General features: G+C 41.7%; 14 protein-coding genes. 2 read left to right on the top strand and 12 right to left on the bottom strand.

Translation table 11 applies throughout. The features are described from left to right. Positions 1–5 precede the first annotated feature (5 nt). The 3 genes from oppC to IEZ33_RS19495 all read right to left on the bottom strand — a co-directional run bounded on the left by oppC (position 6) and on the right by IEZ33_RS19495 (position 3,620). Positions 6–932 (bottom strand): oligopeptide ABC transporter permease OppC, encoded by a 927-nt coding sequence (oppC, locus tag IEZ33_RS19505; RefSeq protein WP_191601640.1) that lies wholly within the window; start codon positions 930–932, stop codon positions 6–8. 12 nt (positions 933–944) lie between these two features. After that, positions 945–1,865, bottom strand: a complete 921-nt coding sequence (oppB, locus tag IEZ33_RS19500) for an oligopeptide ABC transporter permease OppB (protein WP_191601639.1) — start codon at positions 1,863–1,865, stop codon at positions 945–947. Positions 1,866–2,009: 144 nt separating this feature from the next. Further along, positions 2,010–3,620 carry a peptide ABC transporter substrate-binding protein gene (locus IEZ33_RS19495; RefSeq protein ID WP_191601638.1) on the bottom strand — a complete coding sequence of 537 codons (1,611 nt, stop codon included), beginning with the start codon at positions 3,618–3,620 and terminating at the stop codon, positions 2,010–2,012. A gap of 321 nt (positions 3,621–3,941) precedes the next feature. On the opposite strand from IEZ33_RS19495, the gene cysZ reads away from it, so the two are divergent. Beyond that, positions 3,942–4,715, top strand: a complete 774-nt coding sequence (gene cysZ, locus IEZ33_RS19490; protein ID WP_191601637.1) for a sulfate transporter CysZ — start codon at positions 3,942–3,944, stop codon at positions 4,713–4,715. Between the two features lies 1 nt (position 4,716). Beyond that, entirely contained in the window at positions 4,717–5,610 is an 894-nt protein-coding gene (locus IEZ33_RS19485) for a response regulator (RefSeq protein ID WP_191601636.1), read from the top strand. 51 nt (positions 5,611–5,661) lie between these two features. Here the strand turns inward: IEZ33_RS19485 and phoR are convergent, their stop codons facing one another. The 9 genes from phoR to IEZ33_RS19440 form a co-directional block, all read right to left on the bottom strand. Next, a complete protein-coding gene (phoR, locus tag IEZ33_RS19480; protein ID WP_191601635.1) occupies positions 5,662–6,969 on the bottom strand; it encodes a phosphate regulon sensor histidine kinase PhoR in 1,308 nt (435 codons plus the stop codon). A gap of 3 nt (positions 6,970–6,972) precedes the next feature. Continuing rightward, entirely contained in the window at positions 6,973–7,671 is a 699-nt protein-coding gene (gene phoB, locus IEZ33_RS19475) for a phosphate regulon transcriptional regulator PhoB (RefSeq protein WP_191601634.1), read from the bottom strand. Positions 7,672–7,755: 84 nt separating this feature from the next. Beyond that, positions 7,756–8,610 carry a 4-hydroxybenzoate octaprenyltransferase gene (gene ubiA / locus IEZ33_RS19470; protein WP_191601633.1) on the bottom strand — a complete coding sequence of 285 codons (855 nt, stop codon included), beginning with the start codon at positions 8,608–8,610 and terminating at the stop codon, positions 7,756–7,758. Continuing rightward, a complete protein-coding gene (locus IEZ33_RS19465; protein ID WP_240009581.1) occupies positions 8,607–9,161 on the bottom strand; it encodes a chorismate--pyruvate lyase family protein in 555 nt (184 codons plus the stop codon). The genes ubiA and IEZ33_RS19465 overlap by 4 nt, the downstream gene beginning before the upstream one ends. A 50-nt stretch (positions 9,162–9,211) precedes the next feature. Then, complete coding sequence (locus tag IEZ33_RS19460; protein WP_191601632.1) at positions 9,212–10,471, bottom strand: HDOD domain-containing protein; 1,260 nt, start codon at positions 10,469–10,471, stop codon at positions 9,212–9,214. Positions 10,472–10,578: 107 nt separating this feature from the next. After that, entirely contained in the window at positions 10,579–11,358 is a 780-nt protein-coding gene (locus IEZ33_RS19455) for an amino acid ABC transporter ATP-binding protein (RefSeq protein ID WP_275672790.1), read from the bottom strand. A gap of 24 nt (positions 11,359–11,382) precedes the next feature. Further along, positions 11,383–12,486: an amino acid ABC transporter permease gene (locus IEZ33_RS19450; RefSeq protein ID WP_191601631.1), complete on the bottom strand. Its 1,104-nt coding sequence runs from the start codon at positions 12,484–12,486 to the stop codon at positions 11,383–11,385. Between the two features lie 9 nt (positions 12,487–12,495). Next, on the bottom strand, positions 12,496–13,671 hold the full coding sequence (locus tag IEZ33_RS19445) for an amino acid ABC transporter permease (RefSeq protein ID WP_191601630.1): 1,176 nt from the start codon (positions 13,669–13,671) through the stop codon (positions 12,496–12,498). A gap of 105 nt (positions 13,672–13,776) precedes the next feature. Next, entirely contained in the window at positions 13,777–14,799 is a 1,023-nt protein-coding gene (locus IEZ33_RS19440) for an amino acid ABC transporter substrate-binding protein (RefSeq protein ID WP_191601629.1), read from the bottom strand. Between the last annotated feature and the right edge of the window lie 469 nt (positions 14,800–15,268).

Genomic DNA, 15,268 nt, shown 5'->3' with positions numbered 1-15,268 from the left:
TCTCCTTAGCGGTCTTTTGGATCAAGCGCATCGCGTAAGCCATCGCCGAGGAAGTTAAAACAAAAAAGGGTGACGACTAAGAAACTGAGTGGCCAAGCCAATTGCCAAATGGCAATCTCCATATTTTGAGCTCCTTCAGAAATCAACGCGCCCCAACTGGTCATTGGTTCTTGAACGCCCAGTCCTAAAAAGCTAATAAAGGACTCCAGTAAGATCATATTCGGTACCAATAAAGTGGCGTAAACAACGACGATTCCAAGTACGTTTGGCACAATGTGACGCAAAATAATTTTCGGGGTAGACACGCCACAAGCGTATGCGGCTTCGATGTACTCTTTGTTTTTTAGACTCAATGTTTGACCACGAACAATCCGCGCCATGTCGAGCCAGGAAATGGCACCAATGGCGACAAAAATCAAGAAAATATGGCGACCAAACAGGGTCATCAAGATAATCACAAAGAACATAAAAGGAAAAGAGTTGAGGATTTCCAAAAAGCGCATCATGACACTGTCAACGCGCCCTCCAATGTAGCCAGAGGCGGCACCATAAAGCGTACCAATTACGATAGCCACTGCGCTGCCCATGATACCGACCAATAAGGATATTTGACCGCCTTGCATCGTTCGGACAAAAATATCTCGGCCTAGTGTATCTGTGCCAAAGTAATGGCTATTCTCAATATTAGGGCGACCCAATACGGAAATATCAGATAAGGCTTCCCAGTCGATATCGTCGTAATTCCACTGGCTTAAAAATGGCCCAAGTAAGGCTATTGCCGTAATAATGATAAGCACAATTAAGCTAGTGACCGCGGCATAGTTAGAAAAAAATCGACGGCGAGCGTCTTGCCATAAACTCCGGCCCTCGACTTCCATCACGTTTTCGGCGAACTGTTCAACGGCCTGAATTTTGTCTTTTGTAGTAATCATAATAGAAAGGCCTTAGTAGCGAATTTTAGGGTCAATAACCGCGTATAAAATATCGACGATGGCATTAAATAGAATCGTTAGTGCACCAACCAATATGGTGACACCCATGACCATAGAATAGTCACGATTTAAGGCGCCATTAATAAAGTGTTGACCAATGCCGCCGGTGCCAAAATACACATCGACAATAACGGAACCGGTTACTATGCCGACAAACGCCGGTCCTAGGTAGGAAAGAACTGGCAGCATGGCTGGGCGTAACGCATGGTGAAAAATAATGCGATGTTGTGGCAACCCTTTTGCGCGTGCTGTACGGATAAAATTGGAGTGCATGGTTTCTATCATGCTTCCCCGAGTAATGCGTGCGATCTGTGCAATGTAGCTGGTGGACATCGCTATAACAGGCATGACTAGGTAAGGCCAAGCCCCACCGTTCCAGCCACCGGGCGGCAGCCAATGGTTATAAATAGAGAAAAATAGGATACATAAAGGTGCCAAAACAAAGTTTGGTAAGACGATACCAAGGTTGGCAAACCCCATAACACTGTAATCTAACCACGAATTTTGTTTCAAGGCAGCGACAATACCGCAACCCACTCCAACCAGCAGTGCGACTAGAAAAGACCAAATACCAATTTCGGCCGATACAGGAAAGCTTTGAGCAATTAGCTCATTGATTGTGAAATCTTTATAGCGAAAAGACGGGCCAAGATCACCTTGAAGTAAACCGCCAAGGTAGTAAAAATATTGATTAATGACCGGCTCATCTAGATGGTATTTGGCGTTAATGTTTGCTAATACTTCTGGCGGCAGAGTACGCTCGCTGGAAAATGGACTGCCAGGAGCCGAGTGCATTAAGAAAAAAGAAACCGTAATCAAAATTAATAATGTTGGAATGGCTTCTAAAATGCGTTTTGAAATAAATGTCAGCATAAAAATTACCGGATTAGGCGTTATAAAAGACGACTAATGCTAGGAACCTGTGGGAGTTCAAGAGATGTCCAGCGCGTAACGCGCTGGACATGCTTTCAACAGAGGCTTTTCACAGTGGAAAAACACTCGGTATGACGCAAAGCGTTAGTGTTTGATGATGTACATATCACGCGCATAAACGTTGTCTTCTGGATTAGGCATATAACCGCCTAGATAGCTTTTTACCAAACGCTTTTCGGTGTATTGGTAAATGGGGGCCACCGCCATGTCTTGTTCAATAGCTACCTCTTCGGCTTTATTGTAATTCTCAGCTGGCTGTTGCATGGTACGAGCATCATGCAATAGCTTGTCGTATTCTGTGTTGCTGTATTTACCGTCGTTATTGCCATGAGTTGTCGTTAGCAGATCTAGCATGGTCGAGGCTTCATTGTAGTCCCCAATCCAACCCGCGCGAGCCACATCAAATTGCTGATGTTTTTTGGTTTCTAGGTAAGTCTTCCATTCTTGGTTTTCTAGAGTGACAGTCACCCCCAAGGTTTTTTTCCACATAGACGCGATCGCAATGGCGATTTTTTTATGGTTTTCATTGGTGTTATAAAGCAAGCTAAATGACAGTGGATTACTTTGTGTGTATCCCGCTTCTTCTAAAAGTGCTTTGGCCCTTTCATTACGTTCTTTTTGCGTCCAAGTTGCGTATTCAGGGGTGGCTGGTGAGAAATCATTGACTACTTCTGGCGTGAAAGAGTAGGCAGGTAGTTCTCCCGTTCCTGTTACAAACTTGGTAATCACATTGCGATCGATGGCATAGGACAAGGCTTTACGAACGCGCACATCGTTGTATGGTGCTTTGGTTGTGTTGAACTGGTAGTAATAGGTACCTAATTTTGGTGTAACGACAACTTCATCAGGCATGTCTCTTAATAGTTGTTTGTAGTGATCATTGGGTAATTCATAGGTAAGATCAATCTGACCTGCCTGAAAGCGTTTGAGCTCGGCATTAGGAGATTCAATCGGTAAATAAGTCACTTTATTGATGATGGTTTTTTCATCGTTCCAATAGTTTTTATTACGACTAAAGACCATTTTTTCGTTGACTATCCACTCGTCCATTTTGTACGCACCGTTAGACACCATATGTTCTGGTTTCGTCCAGTCATCGCCCCACTTTTCGACGACTTTTTTCGGAACGGGGAACATATTCTGGTGAGAGGTCATTTTTACAAAATAAGGTACGGGTCGCTCAAGTGTCACTTGGAATGTGTGGTCATCCACTGCTTTTACACCAAGTGTAGAAGGGTCGGCTTCACCGGCAATGATTTTACTTGCATTGACAATGGACGGAATTTCCATGAACCATGCGTATGGAGACGCTAATGCTGGATCAACCGAGCGTGTGAACGCATAAACAAAGTCTTCAGCGGTAACTGGGTCGCCATTAGACCATTTCGCATCTTGGCGAAGGTGGAAGGTATATTGAGTGTTATCAGCGTTGACATCGTAGCTTTTCGCTACGCCTGGAATTTGGTTGCCGTCACCATCTTGGTTATACAAACCTTCAAACAAGTCTTTTGAGCGAATAGAAGCCGGTGTGCCTTCCATTTTTTGTGGGTCCATTGTTGATGGCTCGGAACCACCTCCACGCACAAGCTCTTGTTTATCTGCTAGCTTTACGCCTGCAGGCACCTCGGCGGCATGCAGTTGCATTGAGGCAAAAGATGCCGTGATTAATGCCGTGGCTAAAAGTGTTTTGTTCATAATGCGATTACTTCCTTTTATGATTAATTGGACTGTTTTTATAATGTTGGGGAAAGAGACCTTTTTTATGGCCTTTATTCCTGTATTTTCGATAGTCAGTTAAATAAACATGAGACTCAATCGAAATTCTGTATGGGCTGATAGAGTTTATGGAACAACAGAATGCAGAGCGTAAATAAAAATACGAATTTATTTTTTTATTCTTTCAACCAAAGGCATTGATTTAATTAGAATAAACCTATCCATAAAAGGATTGGGAAACTGGTTGTTACGGGTCAGTCGTGGTACTGTTAGCACAATCGATTTTTGACGGTATTTAATGTGATTTCGCATCCTTTCAAAGCAATCGGCGCGTTTTTAAAAGCACTCCCATTGCTATTTTCTCCTAGCTTACGTTTATTTGTTTTAGCGCCTCTATTGGCAAATTTCGCTTTAATGGCGATTTTGTACATGTTTGCATTTAGTTTTTTAACGGGAATGACTGACAGCATGATGTCGTGGCTGCCTGAGTGGTTAGGTTTTTTGGACTGGCTGTTTTATGCGTTATTTGGCGTGGTGAGTACGTTGCTGATGTTTTATAGCTTTTCGGTCGGTGTGAATATTTTAGCGGCTCCATTTATGGGGATTTTGGCCGAAAAAACGGAAGAAAAGTTGACTGGAAAGGTGATCCAAGAAACGGTATCCCTGAATTTTGTTTTGTCTATTGTCTGGCATAGCATTCTTAGAGAGCTACAGAAATTAGCCTACTTTTTACCACGATTGCTATTGTTATTATTTATCTCATTTGTCCCTGTGATTAATGTTATTTCTCCTCTTCTATGGCTGCTTTTTTCTGCCTGGATGTTATCGGTACAATACCTAGACTATTCATTTGATAACAATAAGCTTAGCTTTCGAGATATGCGTGCAAGTTTACGGCGCAAACCCATCGTGTGTTGGTCATTTGGCTTTATCGTAATGATTTTATTGACAATCCCTTTTATTAACTTATTCGTTATGCCATTAGCTGTTGTTGCGGCTACCTGCTTATGGTCAGATATATTTACATTGGATCATGGTCTGGATGGTCGTTCGGCTTTTGGAGTAAGAGAGTAAAATGGCGGTTAAAATTTTAGTAGTGGATGATGCAACCTTCACTAGAGACTTAATTCGTCGCACTTTACGTAAGCAGTTCCCTTCTGCACAGCTAGAAGAAGCGGTAAACGGTCGTAAAGCCCAGCAAATGCTAACGAAAATGACATTTGATATGGTTCTTTGTGACTGGGAAATGCCGGAGATGACGGGGGTTGAGCTATTACAATGGTGTCGAGAACAAGATAACTATAAAAAGGCCGATCTTCCCTTCGTCATGATTACGAGTCGTGGCGACAAGAGTCACATTGTTGAAGCGGTACAGTCAGGGGTAACGGATTATCTTGGAAAACCTTTTTCTAGCGAGCAATTAATTAATAAGGTTATGGCCGCTGCCAAGAAGCATGATTTAGTGTCCGCGTTAACCTCACAAGCCAGTCGTAATCCTGCGGCAACGGATGCTCTAGCCGCTATGACAGGTGGTGCATCAAAGGCTAAAAAGGGGGGGATGACAAGTCATACGGCAGGCTCTTTAGATGTGTTGTTGGGTGGGACAAAAACAGGCTCTGCAACAGCCTCAAAGCCAGCTATTACAGCAAAAGTGGCCACAATTAAAGATGTGAAAATTCCCACCATGGTGCGCTTTGAAGGAAAACAATTTCGCTGTATGGTGATTCAGTTCGCTAAATCAGAAGCGACATTATTAATTAAAAGTGATGACGTTGTTCCCGCGGTATTGGGGCAGTCTGTATTGGACTTGGAGTTTTCGGGTACGGTAAATCGACTGAATTATTATGTGCAAAGTGTGGCGACGACAGAGAAAAAACACGATTCCACTTTTTTAACCGTGACCTTGGGTTTAATTGATCAGGATGACGTAAAAGAGAAATTTATTGACGCTTTATTTAAGAGCCTTTAATAGGGATAGCGCTCTCACTTATCGAACCATAAAACCGAATTTATCATGATTTTATTGTTCTTTATGAGCTAAAGGCTGTTGGATACGCTTCCCTGAAAAGTGACAGGAAAAAACGCTACCCTGCCCTGGTTGGCTAGTGATAAGTAACTTAGCATCGTGATGTAAAAGTACGTGTTTAACAATGGCAAGTCCGAGCCCAGTGCCTCCTGTGTTTGAGCCTCGACCTTTATCGACACGAAAAAAACGTTCTGTTAAACGTGGAATGTATCTCGCTTCAATGCCTAGACCTTCATCTGATACCGAAAAAATGCCTTCATCTAAATGATTTTCCCATTTTATAGTAATGTTGCCTCCGTCAGGGGAATATTTTATGGCATTCACAACAAGGTTTGAAAAAGCGCTATAGAGCTCTCGATAAGAGCCATACAGCCTACACTCTGAACGGATCACGATGTGAATAGTATGTTTGGTGCCTATGGCTTGGACGGAATCCACCACATTGTTGACTAATTCGTTGATGTCATGCCATTGATCGATGTCTCTTTTATCATTACTTTCTAAACGTGAAAGTAATAGTAGGTCTTCAATCAACTGTTCCATACGGTTTGATTGCGTGGTCATATTGTCAACACCTTTTTGCATGCTCTTCGGTAATGAGTCCTTAAACATATCCAGGGTTTCCAAATAACCTTTAATGACCGTTAACGGTGTTTTGAGCTCATGGGATGCATTGGCAACGAAGTCTTTACGCATTTGCTCTAGAAGATGCAAGCGCGTCACATCTCTGACAAAAATAAGATGGTCATTCTGATCATACAGAGTGGTTTGAATTTCTAAATAAATGCCTTCTTGAGACGGCGATTTAATAACTAAAGGTTCGGAGAAACGTTTCTGAGTAAAATAGCGGAAGAACTCTGGATTGCGGACGATATTGGTGACCGGTTGCCCTCTGTCGACGGGTTTCATCAAACCTAAAAATTGCCCCGCAGACGCGTTCCACCACTCAAGGTTCCCTAAATTGTCCGCCATAATGACACCTTCTTTCAGTGCCGAGGTGGAGTTTTCTATTCGAGAAAGTGCGCGTCGCATGCGTTTTTTAGATTTTCTTTGCTTCTTTTGCAGTCGATACACAGCATCAAACACGTCGCCCCAAATTCCTGATGCTTCTGGTGGGGAGGCTTTTCCTAGCCGACGAACCCAGCTGTGGAATTGATACAGCTGATATAAATTGGAGCACAGTCCAAACAGCACAAATAAGAATAGGCACATAAATAATTTGCCTATTAAGATGCCAATGGTGAAACTGACAACTAATCCCAGTGTCCAGCGAATAAAAGCCTGTTGCCAAATCGTTTTCATAATTTACTGCGGAGTTCGTTTACTTGAAAATCGATAACCCGTTCCTCGAACCGTTTGGATTAGGTAATCATGAGTTTCGCCGATTGCTTTTCGTAAGCGTCTAATATGTACATCAACGGTACGTTCTTCTACATAAACATTTCCCCCCCAGACTTGATCCAGAAGCTGTGCTCTGGAATACGCTCTTTCTTGATGGGTAATCAAAAATTTGAGTAAGCGGTACTCTGTCGGGCCCATTTCAAGTGGCGTTGTACCAATAGTAACACGTTGGCTTACAGGGTCTAATAATAGCCCATCGACTTCAATAGGCTCGTCTACGCCTTGAGGGTTGGCACGGCGTAGAACGGCTTTTAAGCGAGCCACGAGTTCTCGAGGAGAAAAAGGCTTAGTGATGTAATCATCCGCACCCACTTCTAAACCTTGAATTTTGTTATCTTCTTCGCTTTTAGCGGTTAGCATAATCACAGGTATTTCTGCGGTAAGAGAATCTCGCTTTAACCGTCTGGTTAGCTCTATACCACTGCCCCCGGGCATCATCCAGTCACAAAGAATGAGGTCGGGCCTATTATCAATGATGATTTCGTAAGCTTGTTGGCTGTTTTCCGCCTCAAAGTAATTATATCCCGCCATTTCCAGTGCAATGGCAATCATTTCTCGTATTGATGATTCATCATCAATTATTAATACAGTTTTACTCGTCACAGCATCTACCCCTAAATCGTAATATCCCTATTAAAGACCTTGAATATGACAATTAGATGAAACTGTCATATTTGTGTCTTATATTTATAAAAGATAGTTCAATACAATGCCTAAAAATATACAGTATCCAATACGGTTATTGTCTAAGAACGAGGTAAAGCAAGCTTGCCGCTCTCTATTTTTAGCTTGTTTATACTGTAAAGAGAACAAAATAGCGGCGACGATCAGACTGAGAAAATAAATGAAAGAAAAGGATTTCAGTACACCAACCCACATTAATAGAGAAAGAGCCAGTCCTTGCAATACAGTGATAATGAGTAAATCATTTTGCGCAAATAAAATGGCTGTTGATTTGATGCCAAGTTTTAAATCGTCATCTCGATCAACCATAGCATAGTAAGTATCGTAAGCAATGGTCCATAGTGCATTAGAGACAAATATCATCCATAAGACAGGGTCCGTTAGTGAACCTCCTTGAGCGCTGTATGCCATTGGAATAGCCCATGAAAAAGCCAGTCCAAGAAACAATTGAGGCAAATGAGTGTAGCGCTTCATAAATGGATACAAAGCCGCGAGTCCAAGTCCAATGAAAGAGAGTAAAACGGTTTTCATATCCGTCATTAAGACTAAACCGAAGCTGCATAGACAAAGAACGGAGAACAGTAATAGAGCTTCTTTTTCAGAAACCGTACCGGAAGGGAGAGGGCGATTCTTTGTTCGCTCCACACCGCTATCCACATGTCTATCGGCATAATCATTGATGACACAGCCTGCGGAGCGCATAAAAAAGACACCAAGCATAAAAATGATGACGATTTTCCAGTCTGGGTCGCCATTACTAGATACCCAAAGAGCCCATAGAGTGGGCCAAAGTAGCAGCAGTGAACCAATGGGTTTGTTGAAACGAGTAAGCTGAAGATAAGCTTGGAGTTTTGTCATAATATTAACTGTGTCACTGGTAATGTTGTGATGGCGGGTAAGAAGGCTTCACTTACTAAAACGCCTTTATTGTACTGTTTAAAAATCGATCGGCGAGCCCAAACCGCTTCATTGACGTTATTAAATACGTTGCTTGGAAGAGAGACTATTTCGATAGGACTCCGTACTAACTTTTTGTCTTTGAATAGAAAGCCTCCCAGAGATTGGCTTTTCAGTTGGCTTAAATGACGCCAATGCCCAATTAAAGCGCTTGCTGGGATAATGGAGCGAGCATAAATCATGGGGGTACCATTAATGTTCAAAATCACTTCTCGAACCCTTGTTGCTTCACGTGCACGTAACGACAATGCCTTTCTCTCTCTTTGAGTCGGCTGCCCCCAACCGTCATTAATGACTTCTATGGACAATATCCCCAGTCTTTCTAACAGCGCGGTTAAAGAACCTGTCTCGCGGAGCCAGAACTTTAGATTATTGGGAATACTGTCCATACGAGCTTGAGACAGAGGTTGCCAATGATAGTCAAATTGTTTGGTTACACTGAAATTTAGCACAAAAAATCTCTTTGTTTTCGCAAAAAATAGGTGTTTATTCGTCAGTAAGCCTAGGATTGAAGTAAGTCCACCATTTCCTGTAATTTACTAGAAGAGGATTGTACTTCTTGATAGATGGAAAGGCACTCCTCTTCTGATAGCCCAATTATTTCAAACACACTCGCCTCTATTTTTTGTCCATGATATAAAGCGCTACAGCAATGTAAAACGCCTGCAAGGGTACGCAAATCCTTGTCTTCTTCTATTTGAGGCGTGTGACTGTATCGAATGGCATTACATATTATGCGAGGAAGCCCCCAATGTCTTAATAGCCAAGATCCTAGCTGTTCTTTCGTAAAATGCAATAAATGCATCTCGATAAGTCTGGATGGGAGGTGTGCGTTTGCTTCGAGATGACGAGCTAAGATTGAGAAATGCGTTGGTAGGACGTGCCCAATAACCAAATAACCAAAATTGTGGAGTAAGCCTGCCAAATAAGCGTAGCCTATCTTTGGACGAATCTTTGCTGGCATCCGTTTAACGAGAGCCTCCATAAGGCTTGCATGAAACACCGCATCATACCAAAAGTTCTGATAATGCCTTGGACCATTCTGAGGCAAATCGAGAATACTTTTCATAGAAAGCCCTAATGCTAAATTCATGACCATATCAAACCCCAATACTCTGATAATAGCATCCTCAACAGATTCAATATTACCAGGAGCACCATAATAGGGTGAGGAGGCCCAGCTAACCACTTGAGCCGCAAGGCTAGGGTCTAAGCTAATGACTTTGCACAACTCATCTGTATCAACGTCTTTACGACTGCATAAATTAATGATTTTCTTGGCCGATACTGGTAGCGGAGGCAACTCTAATGTTTCTTCTAACCTCTGTTTTAAGCGAATTGATTGGAAACGGCCTAATGCTGCACTGAGGTGTTCTTTATCAGAGGCATGATTGTCATGTATGGGATGGATATGGTTCGTCTGAATTGTAAAGCTCTCGTAGGAACAATCTATTTTCTCAAAAAGAGAGTCCAGCTCTTCAACCGATATTTCAATATAATCGGCTTGAACGTCTTGGCGTAAAGACACCTTTTTCAATGTTAACAAGCGCCTATCGATTAATGTCGGTATTTTTGATGAGCGGGTAAGTGGATCCCCTAGTTCATTGAAGTGGGTAATTGGCTCTAATCTGCGTTTTGTTATCCGAGAGAGAGCAGACAAATCGAGAATATCGGCTTCTGAAAAGATGACCTGTAGCTTCCCTGCCTGATCGCATAAATGAACAATTCTTGCTTTGATAGCATCAGATACCGGTGTCTGCATACGATATAGCCCGTATAAATAAAATAAGTTAACCAATTTATCAAATTATTAACGATAAAAAGCCCCTAAAAGGGGCTTTTTATAAAACTAAGCATTCAGCCTGAATTTTAGTGGTTCAAAATCTGGCTTAAGAAGTTTTGAGTACGATCATGTTGAGGGTTATTGAAGAACTCATTGGGTTCGTTTGCTTCAACAATTTCACCTGCATCCATGAAGACCACTCTATCGGCAACGGTTTTAGCGAAGCCCATTTCGTGAGTTACACAAATCATGGTCATGCCTTCGTCAGCAAGTTGAACCATGACATCAAGTACTTCCTTGATCATTTCAGGGTCAAGAGCCGATGTTGGTTCATCAAATAGCATAATGCGAGGCTTCATACAAAGGCCGCGTGCAATAGCAACACGTTGCTGCTGACCACCAGATAGTTGACCTGGAAATTTAGCCGCTTGGTTCGCTATTTTAACGCGTTCAAGATAATGCATCGCGATTTCTTCAGCTTCTTTTTTAGGTGTCTTACGAACCCAAATTGGCGCCAAAGTTAAATTTTCCAAAATAGTAAGATGCGGGAAAAGGTTAAAGTGTTGAAACACCATACCGACATCTTTACGAATGGCTTCAATGTTTTTCAAGTTATCATTCATGGTAATACCATCAACAATAATATCGCCTTTTTGATGCTCTTCTAGACGGTTAATACAACGAGTCATTGTCGATTTACCGGAACCAGAAGGACCGCAAACAACGATACGCTCACCTGATTTTACACTGAAGTTGATGTTCTTTAGGACGTGAAAATCACCGTACCATTTATTAACATCGTTAAACTCTATAATTGTTTTTTCGCCCTGCTCTAGTTGAGCCAGTGCCATATTGCGTTCAGTCATTTTTATAGGCCTCAAAAAAATAGTCTAGTTTCGCTTGTGTCCGGTTTCTAATTTGCGTTCTATCGCCATAGAATATCGGGACATACCAAAACAGAAAGCCCAATAAACGAAACCAGCGAATGCATAGCCTTCAACACTTGTACCTAACCAGTTTGAATCGTGAGTAGCGGCTTGAATCCTTCCTAATAAATCAAACATACCGACGATGTAAACTAACGTAGTATCTTTAAATAACCCAATAAAGGTGTTTACGATACCAGGAATTACTAACTTAAGCGCTTGAGGCAAAATAACCAAAACCATAGACTGCCAATAGGTTAACCCCATTGCGTCCGCTGCTTCATATTGCCCTTTTGGAATGGCTTGTAAGCCACCACGAATAACCTCAGCCATGTAAGCCGCGGAGAATAGGGTGATACCAATAATGACACGCATCAATTTATCAAAGTTCAAACCTTCTGGTAAGAACAATGGAATCATAACAGATGCCATAAACATGATAGTGATTAGAGGAACAGCACGTACCGTTTCAATGAACACAATACAAACTGACTTAGCTATTGGTAAATTTGAACGTCGACCAAGAGCTAATAATACCCCTAATGGAAAGGAAGCCACGATACCAACAACACCAAGTAGAGTGGTTAAGAATAGTCCGCCCCATTTAGATGTTTCAACGATTGCAAGACCAAAAACACCGCCAGCAAACATAAAGTAAGCAACAACCGGGTACACAACTAGAATCGCAATGGAAAGGTATAGTTTATTGATCCCTTTCAGTGCAAAACTGGCCACCATTAACACCAATAGAATGACGGCTAAATTGATTCGCCAAACTTCTTCACTTGGATATAAGCCATAGATGAACTGTTCAAAATACGCCCCTACAAATGCCCAGCAAGCGCCTGTATCGGCTTTACATGCTTGACTGCTTGACCCAGTCCAAGTGGCATCAATGATGCCCCATTGGATAACAGGCGGCACTAACAAATACAGAATGTACGCACTGAATAAGGTTAAAAACACATTCAGTGGAGAGGATAGTAAATTTTGTCTTACCCATGCCACAGCACCTACTGAATTAATTGGAGGTGGTAGGCTTGGAGAAGGTTTAAATATAATCGCCATATTCGCCTCTTATCGTTCAGTTAATGACATTTTCTTGTTATACCAGTTCATAAAGAACGAGATAGATAAACTCAATGAACCGTATACCAACATACATAAACCAATCGTTTCAATTGCTTGACCTGTTTGGTTTAGCGTTGTCCCCATCACTACGGCCACTAATTCAGGGTAAGCAATAGCCGCACCTAAAGAAGAGTTTTTCGCCAAGTTGAGATATTGACTGGTGAGTGGTGGAATAATCACTCGTAATGCTTGAGGTAACACAATCATACGTTGAGTTAGACTGTCTGCTAGGCCTAAAGATCTGGCGGCTTCGGTTTGTCCCCAGTTCACCGATAAAATGCCCGCACGTACGATCTCGGCAATGAAAGACCCAGTGTAAGTTGATAGAGCAATCAGAACGGCCACAAACTCAGGTGGAAGTACCATGCCCCCAGTGATGTTGAAACGGCTTTTTGCAGGTAGATCAAACTCAATAGGTGAACCTGCCATAAAATAAAAAGCCAAGGTCATTACAATAATGATCCCTAAAGAGCCCCAATACGCAGGAAACCATAATCCAGTTCTTGTCTGGCGCTTTTTAGCCCAAATAACCAATGCAATAGAGGCAATAATAGACGCAATAAAGCCAAAAATAACCAAACCAAAACCATCTTGAAAGATCGGGTTGGGTGAGTATATGCCACGTTTATTGAGCATAAAGTCACCAAACAAAATACTGTTTCTAGGTGAGGGTAGCGTTGACAGAACGGCGAAATACCAGAAGAACATTTGCAGTAGTAAAGGAATATTACGCAGAGTTTCTATGTATACCGTTGCCAATCGAGAGACTAACCAGTTCTTTGATAATCTCGCTAACCCCATGATTATGCCAATGATTGTCGCGAAGAAAATACCTATAAAGGAAATTACGAAGGTATTAAGCAAAGCCACAATAAAAGCGCGACCATAGGTGTCTGCTTCAGTATATTCAATTAAGTGAATTAGAACTGGGAATCCGGCAGGTTCATTTAAGAAGGTAAAACCTGTTGATATTCCTCGGTTCTCCAAGTTAGCTTGAAGGTTGCTGAATAGGTAATAACCTACAAAAACCACCAAGGCTAAAAGCGCTATTTGAAAGATGAGGGCGCGATTGCCAGCATCATTAAAAAAGCTATTATTATTAGTCGAAGTTTTATCGCTCATCTCGTTTCAGGCAAAAGAATTGCTCGTCAGATGGAAAGGAGGGAGATGCACAGCTACTGAATTGTAGCTGTGCGATACCATGGTATTTGCAAAAATTAGCAAATATTAACGAACTGGTGGTGCGTACATAACACCGCCTTCAGTCCATAGGTTGTTCACGCCACGAGGTAAGCCTACCGCTGTGTTAGGACCTACGTTATTTTCGAAGCTTTCACCATAGTTGCCGACTTGAGCAATAATGTCATAAGCCCAGCTTGCAGAAAGACCTAGTTGCTCACCCATATTACCTTCAGCGCCTAGAAGACGACGGATGCCTGGATCTTTTGTATCTGTTTTAATTTTAGCAACATTCTCAGACGAGATGCCCATTTCTTCTGCGTTAACTTGAACAAAGATAGACCAAGTTACAATGTCTTTCCATTGGTTGTCACCGTGACGAACTACTGGGCCTAGAGGCTCTTTAGAGATCGTTTCAGGAAGAATCACGTGAGCACTTGGATCTGCAAGTTTTGAACGGTGAGCGGCAAGGCCTGATTTATCCGTTGTGAATACATCACAACGGCCAGATGCGTAAGCGGCTAATGCTTCATCTGCTTTCTGAACGATAACAGGAACATAAGATAGACCGTGTTTACGGAAGAAGTCAGCCATGTTTAACTCAGTTGTTGTACCTTGCTCTGTACAAACGGTTGCACCATCAAGGTCATTAGCTGATTCAACACCTAGGTCTTTACGAACCATGAAACCTTGACCGTCATAGAAGTTTACAGCGGTGAAGTCCAGACCCAAAGACGAGTCACGAGTGTAAGTCCAAGTTGTGTTACGAGAAAGAATATCAATTTCACCTGATTGTAATGCGGTAAAACGTTCTTTTGCAGAAAGAGGAGTGAATTTAACTTTAGTGGAATCACCAAAAATAGCGGCAGCGGCAGCACGGCATGAATCGACATCAATACCCGCCCATTCACCTTTTTCATCCGCATTTGAGAAACCTGGAACTCCTTGGCTTACTCCACACTGAATAAAGCCTTTTGCTTTTACATCATCTAATGTTCCTGCCGTTGCTCCAGCACTAACTGTAACGGCAATTGCGGCAGTTGAAAGTAACTTACTTACATTCGATTTCATTATTGAGCCTCCCAGGGCATTCTTTTATTGTTAACATTCACAAAATTTATATTTCGTTCAAACTTTAATAAAGCAAAGCATGTGCCAACATTTTGTTATTCTTTTTGTTGTATTTTTTCAGCGGATTATCCTGTGAATATCTCCACTTGCTATATAGAATGACTGTTCAGCCGCTGTAGTCAAGAGAAAAATGCGTTTTTAGTGGTGCATTTTTGATATTTAAAGTAAGACTTGACTAAATAGTGATCTATTGATTTATAAATATAATCACTTGAAAAAAAATCTTTAAAGAAAACTATGTCTTAGTTTCTTTATAAATAGTGTAAAGTGTCTATCTAAATTGCAATTCTGTAGATCAAAAGTGTATTTAATGGCAATTTCTTTAGCGCATCCCTCATAAGGGTTGTTTTATTTTGGTGCACAAAAGCCAAATAAAGCGATATTTTCTTTGATTATTTTACACTGACTC

This window comes from Marinomonas algicola (assembly GCF_014805825.1).
Lineage (GTDB): Bacteria > Pseudomonadota > Gammaproteobacteria > Pseudomonadales > Marinomonadaceae > Marinomonas > Marinomonas algicola.
The sequence above is the reverse complement of the archived record's forward strand: the minus strand, read 5'-3'. Positions and strand labels throughout refer to the sequence as shown.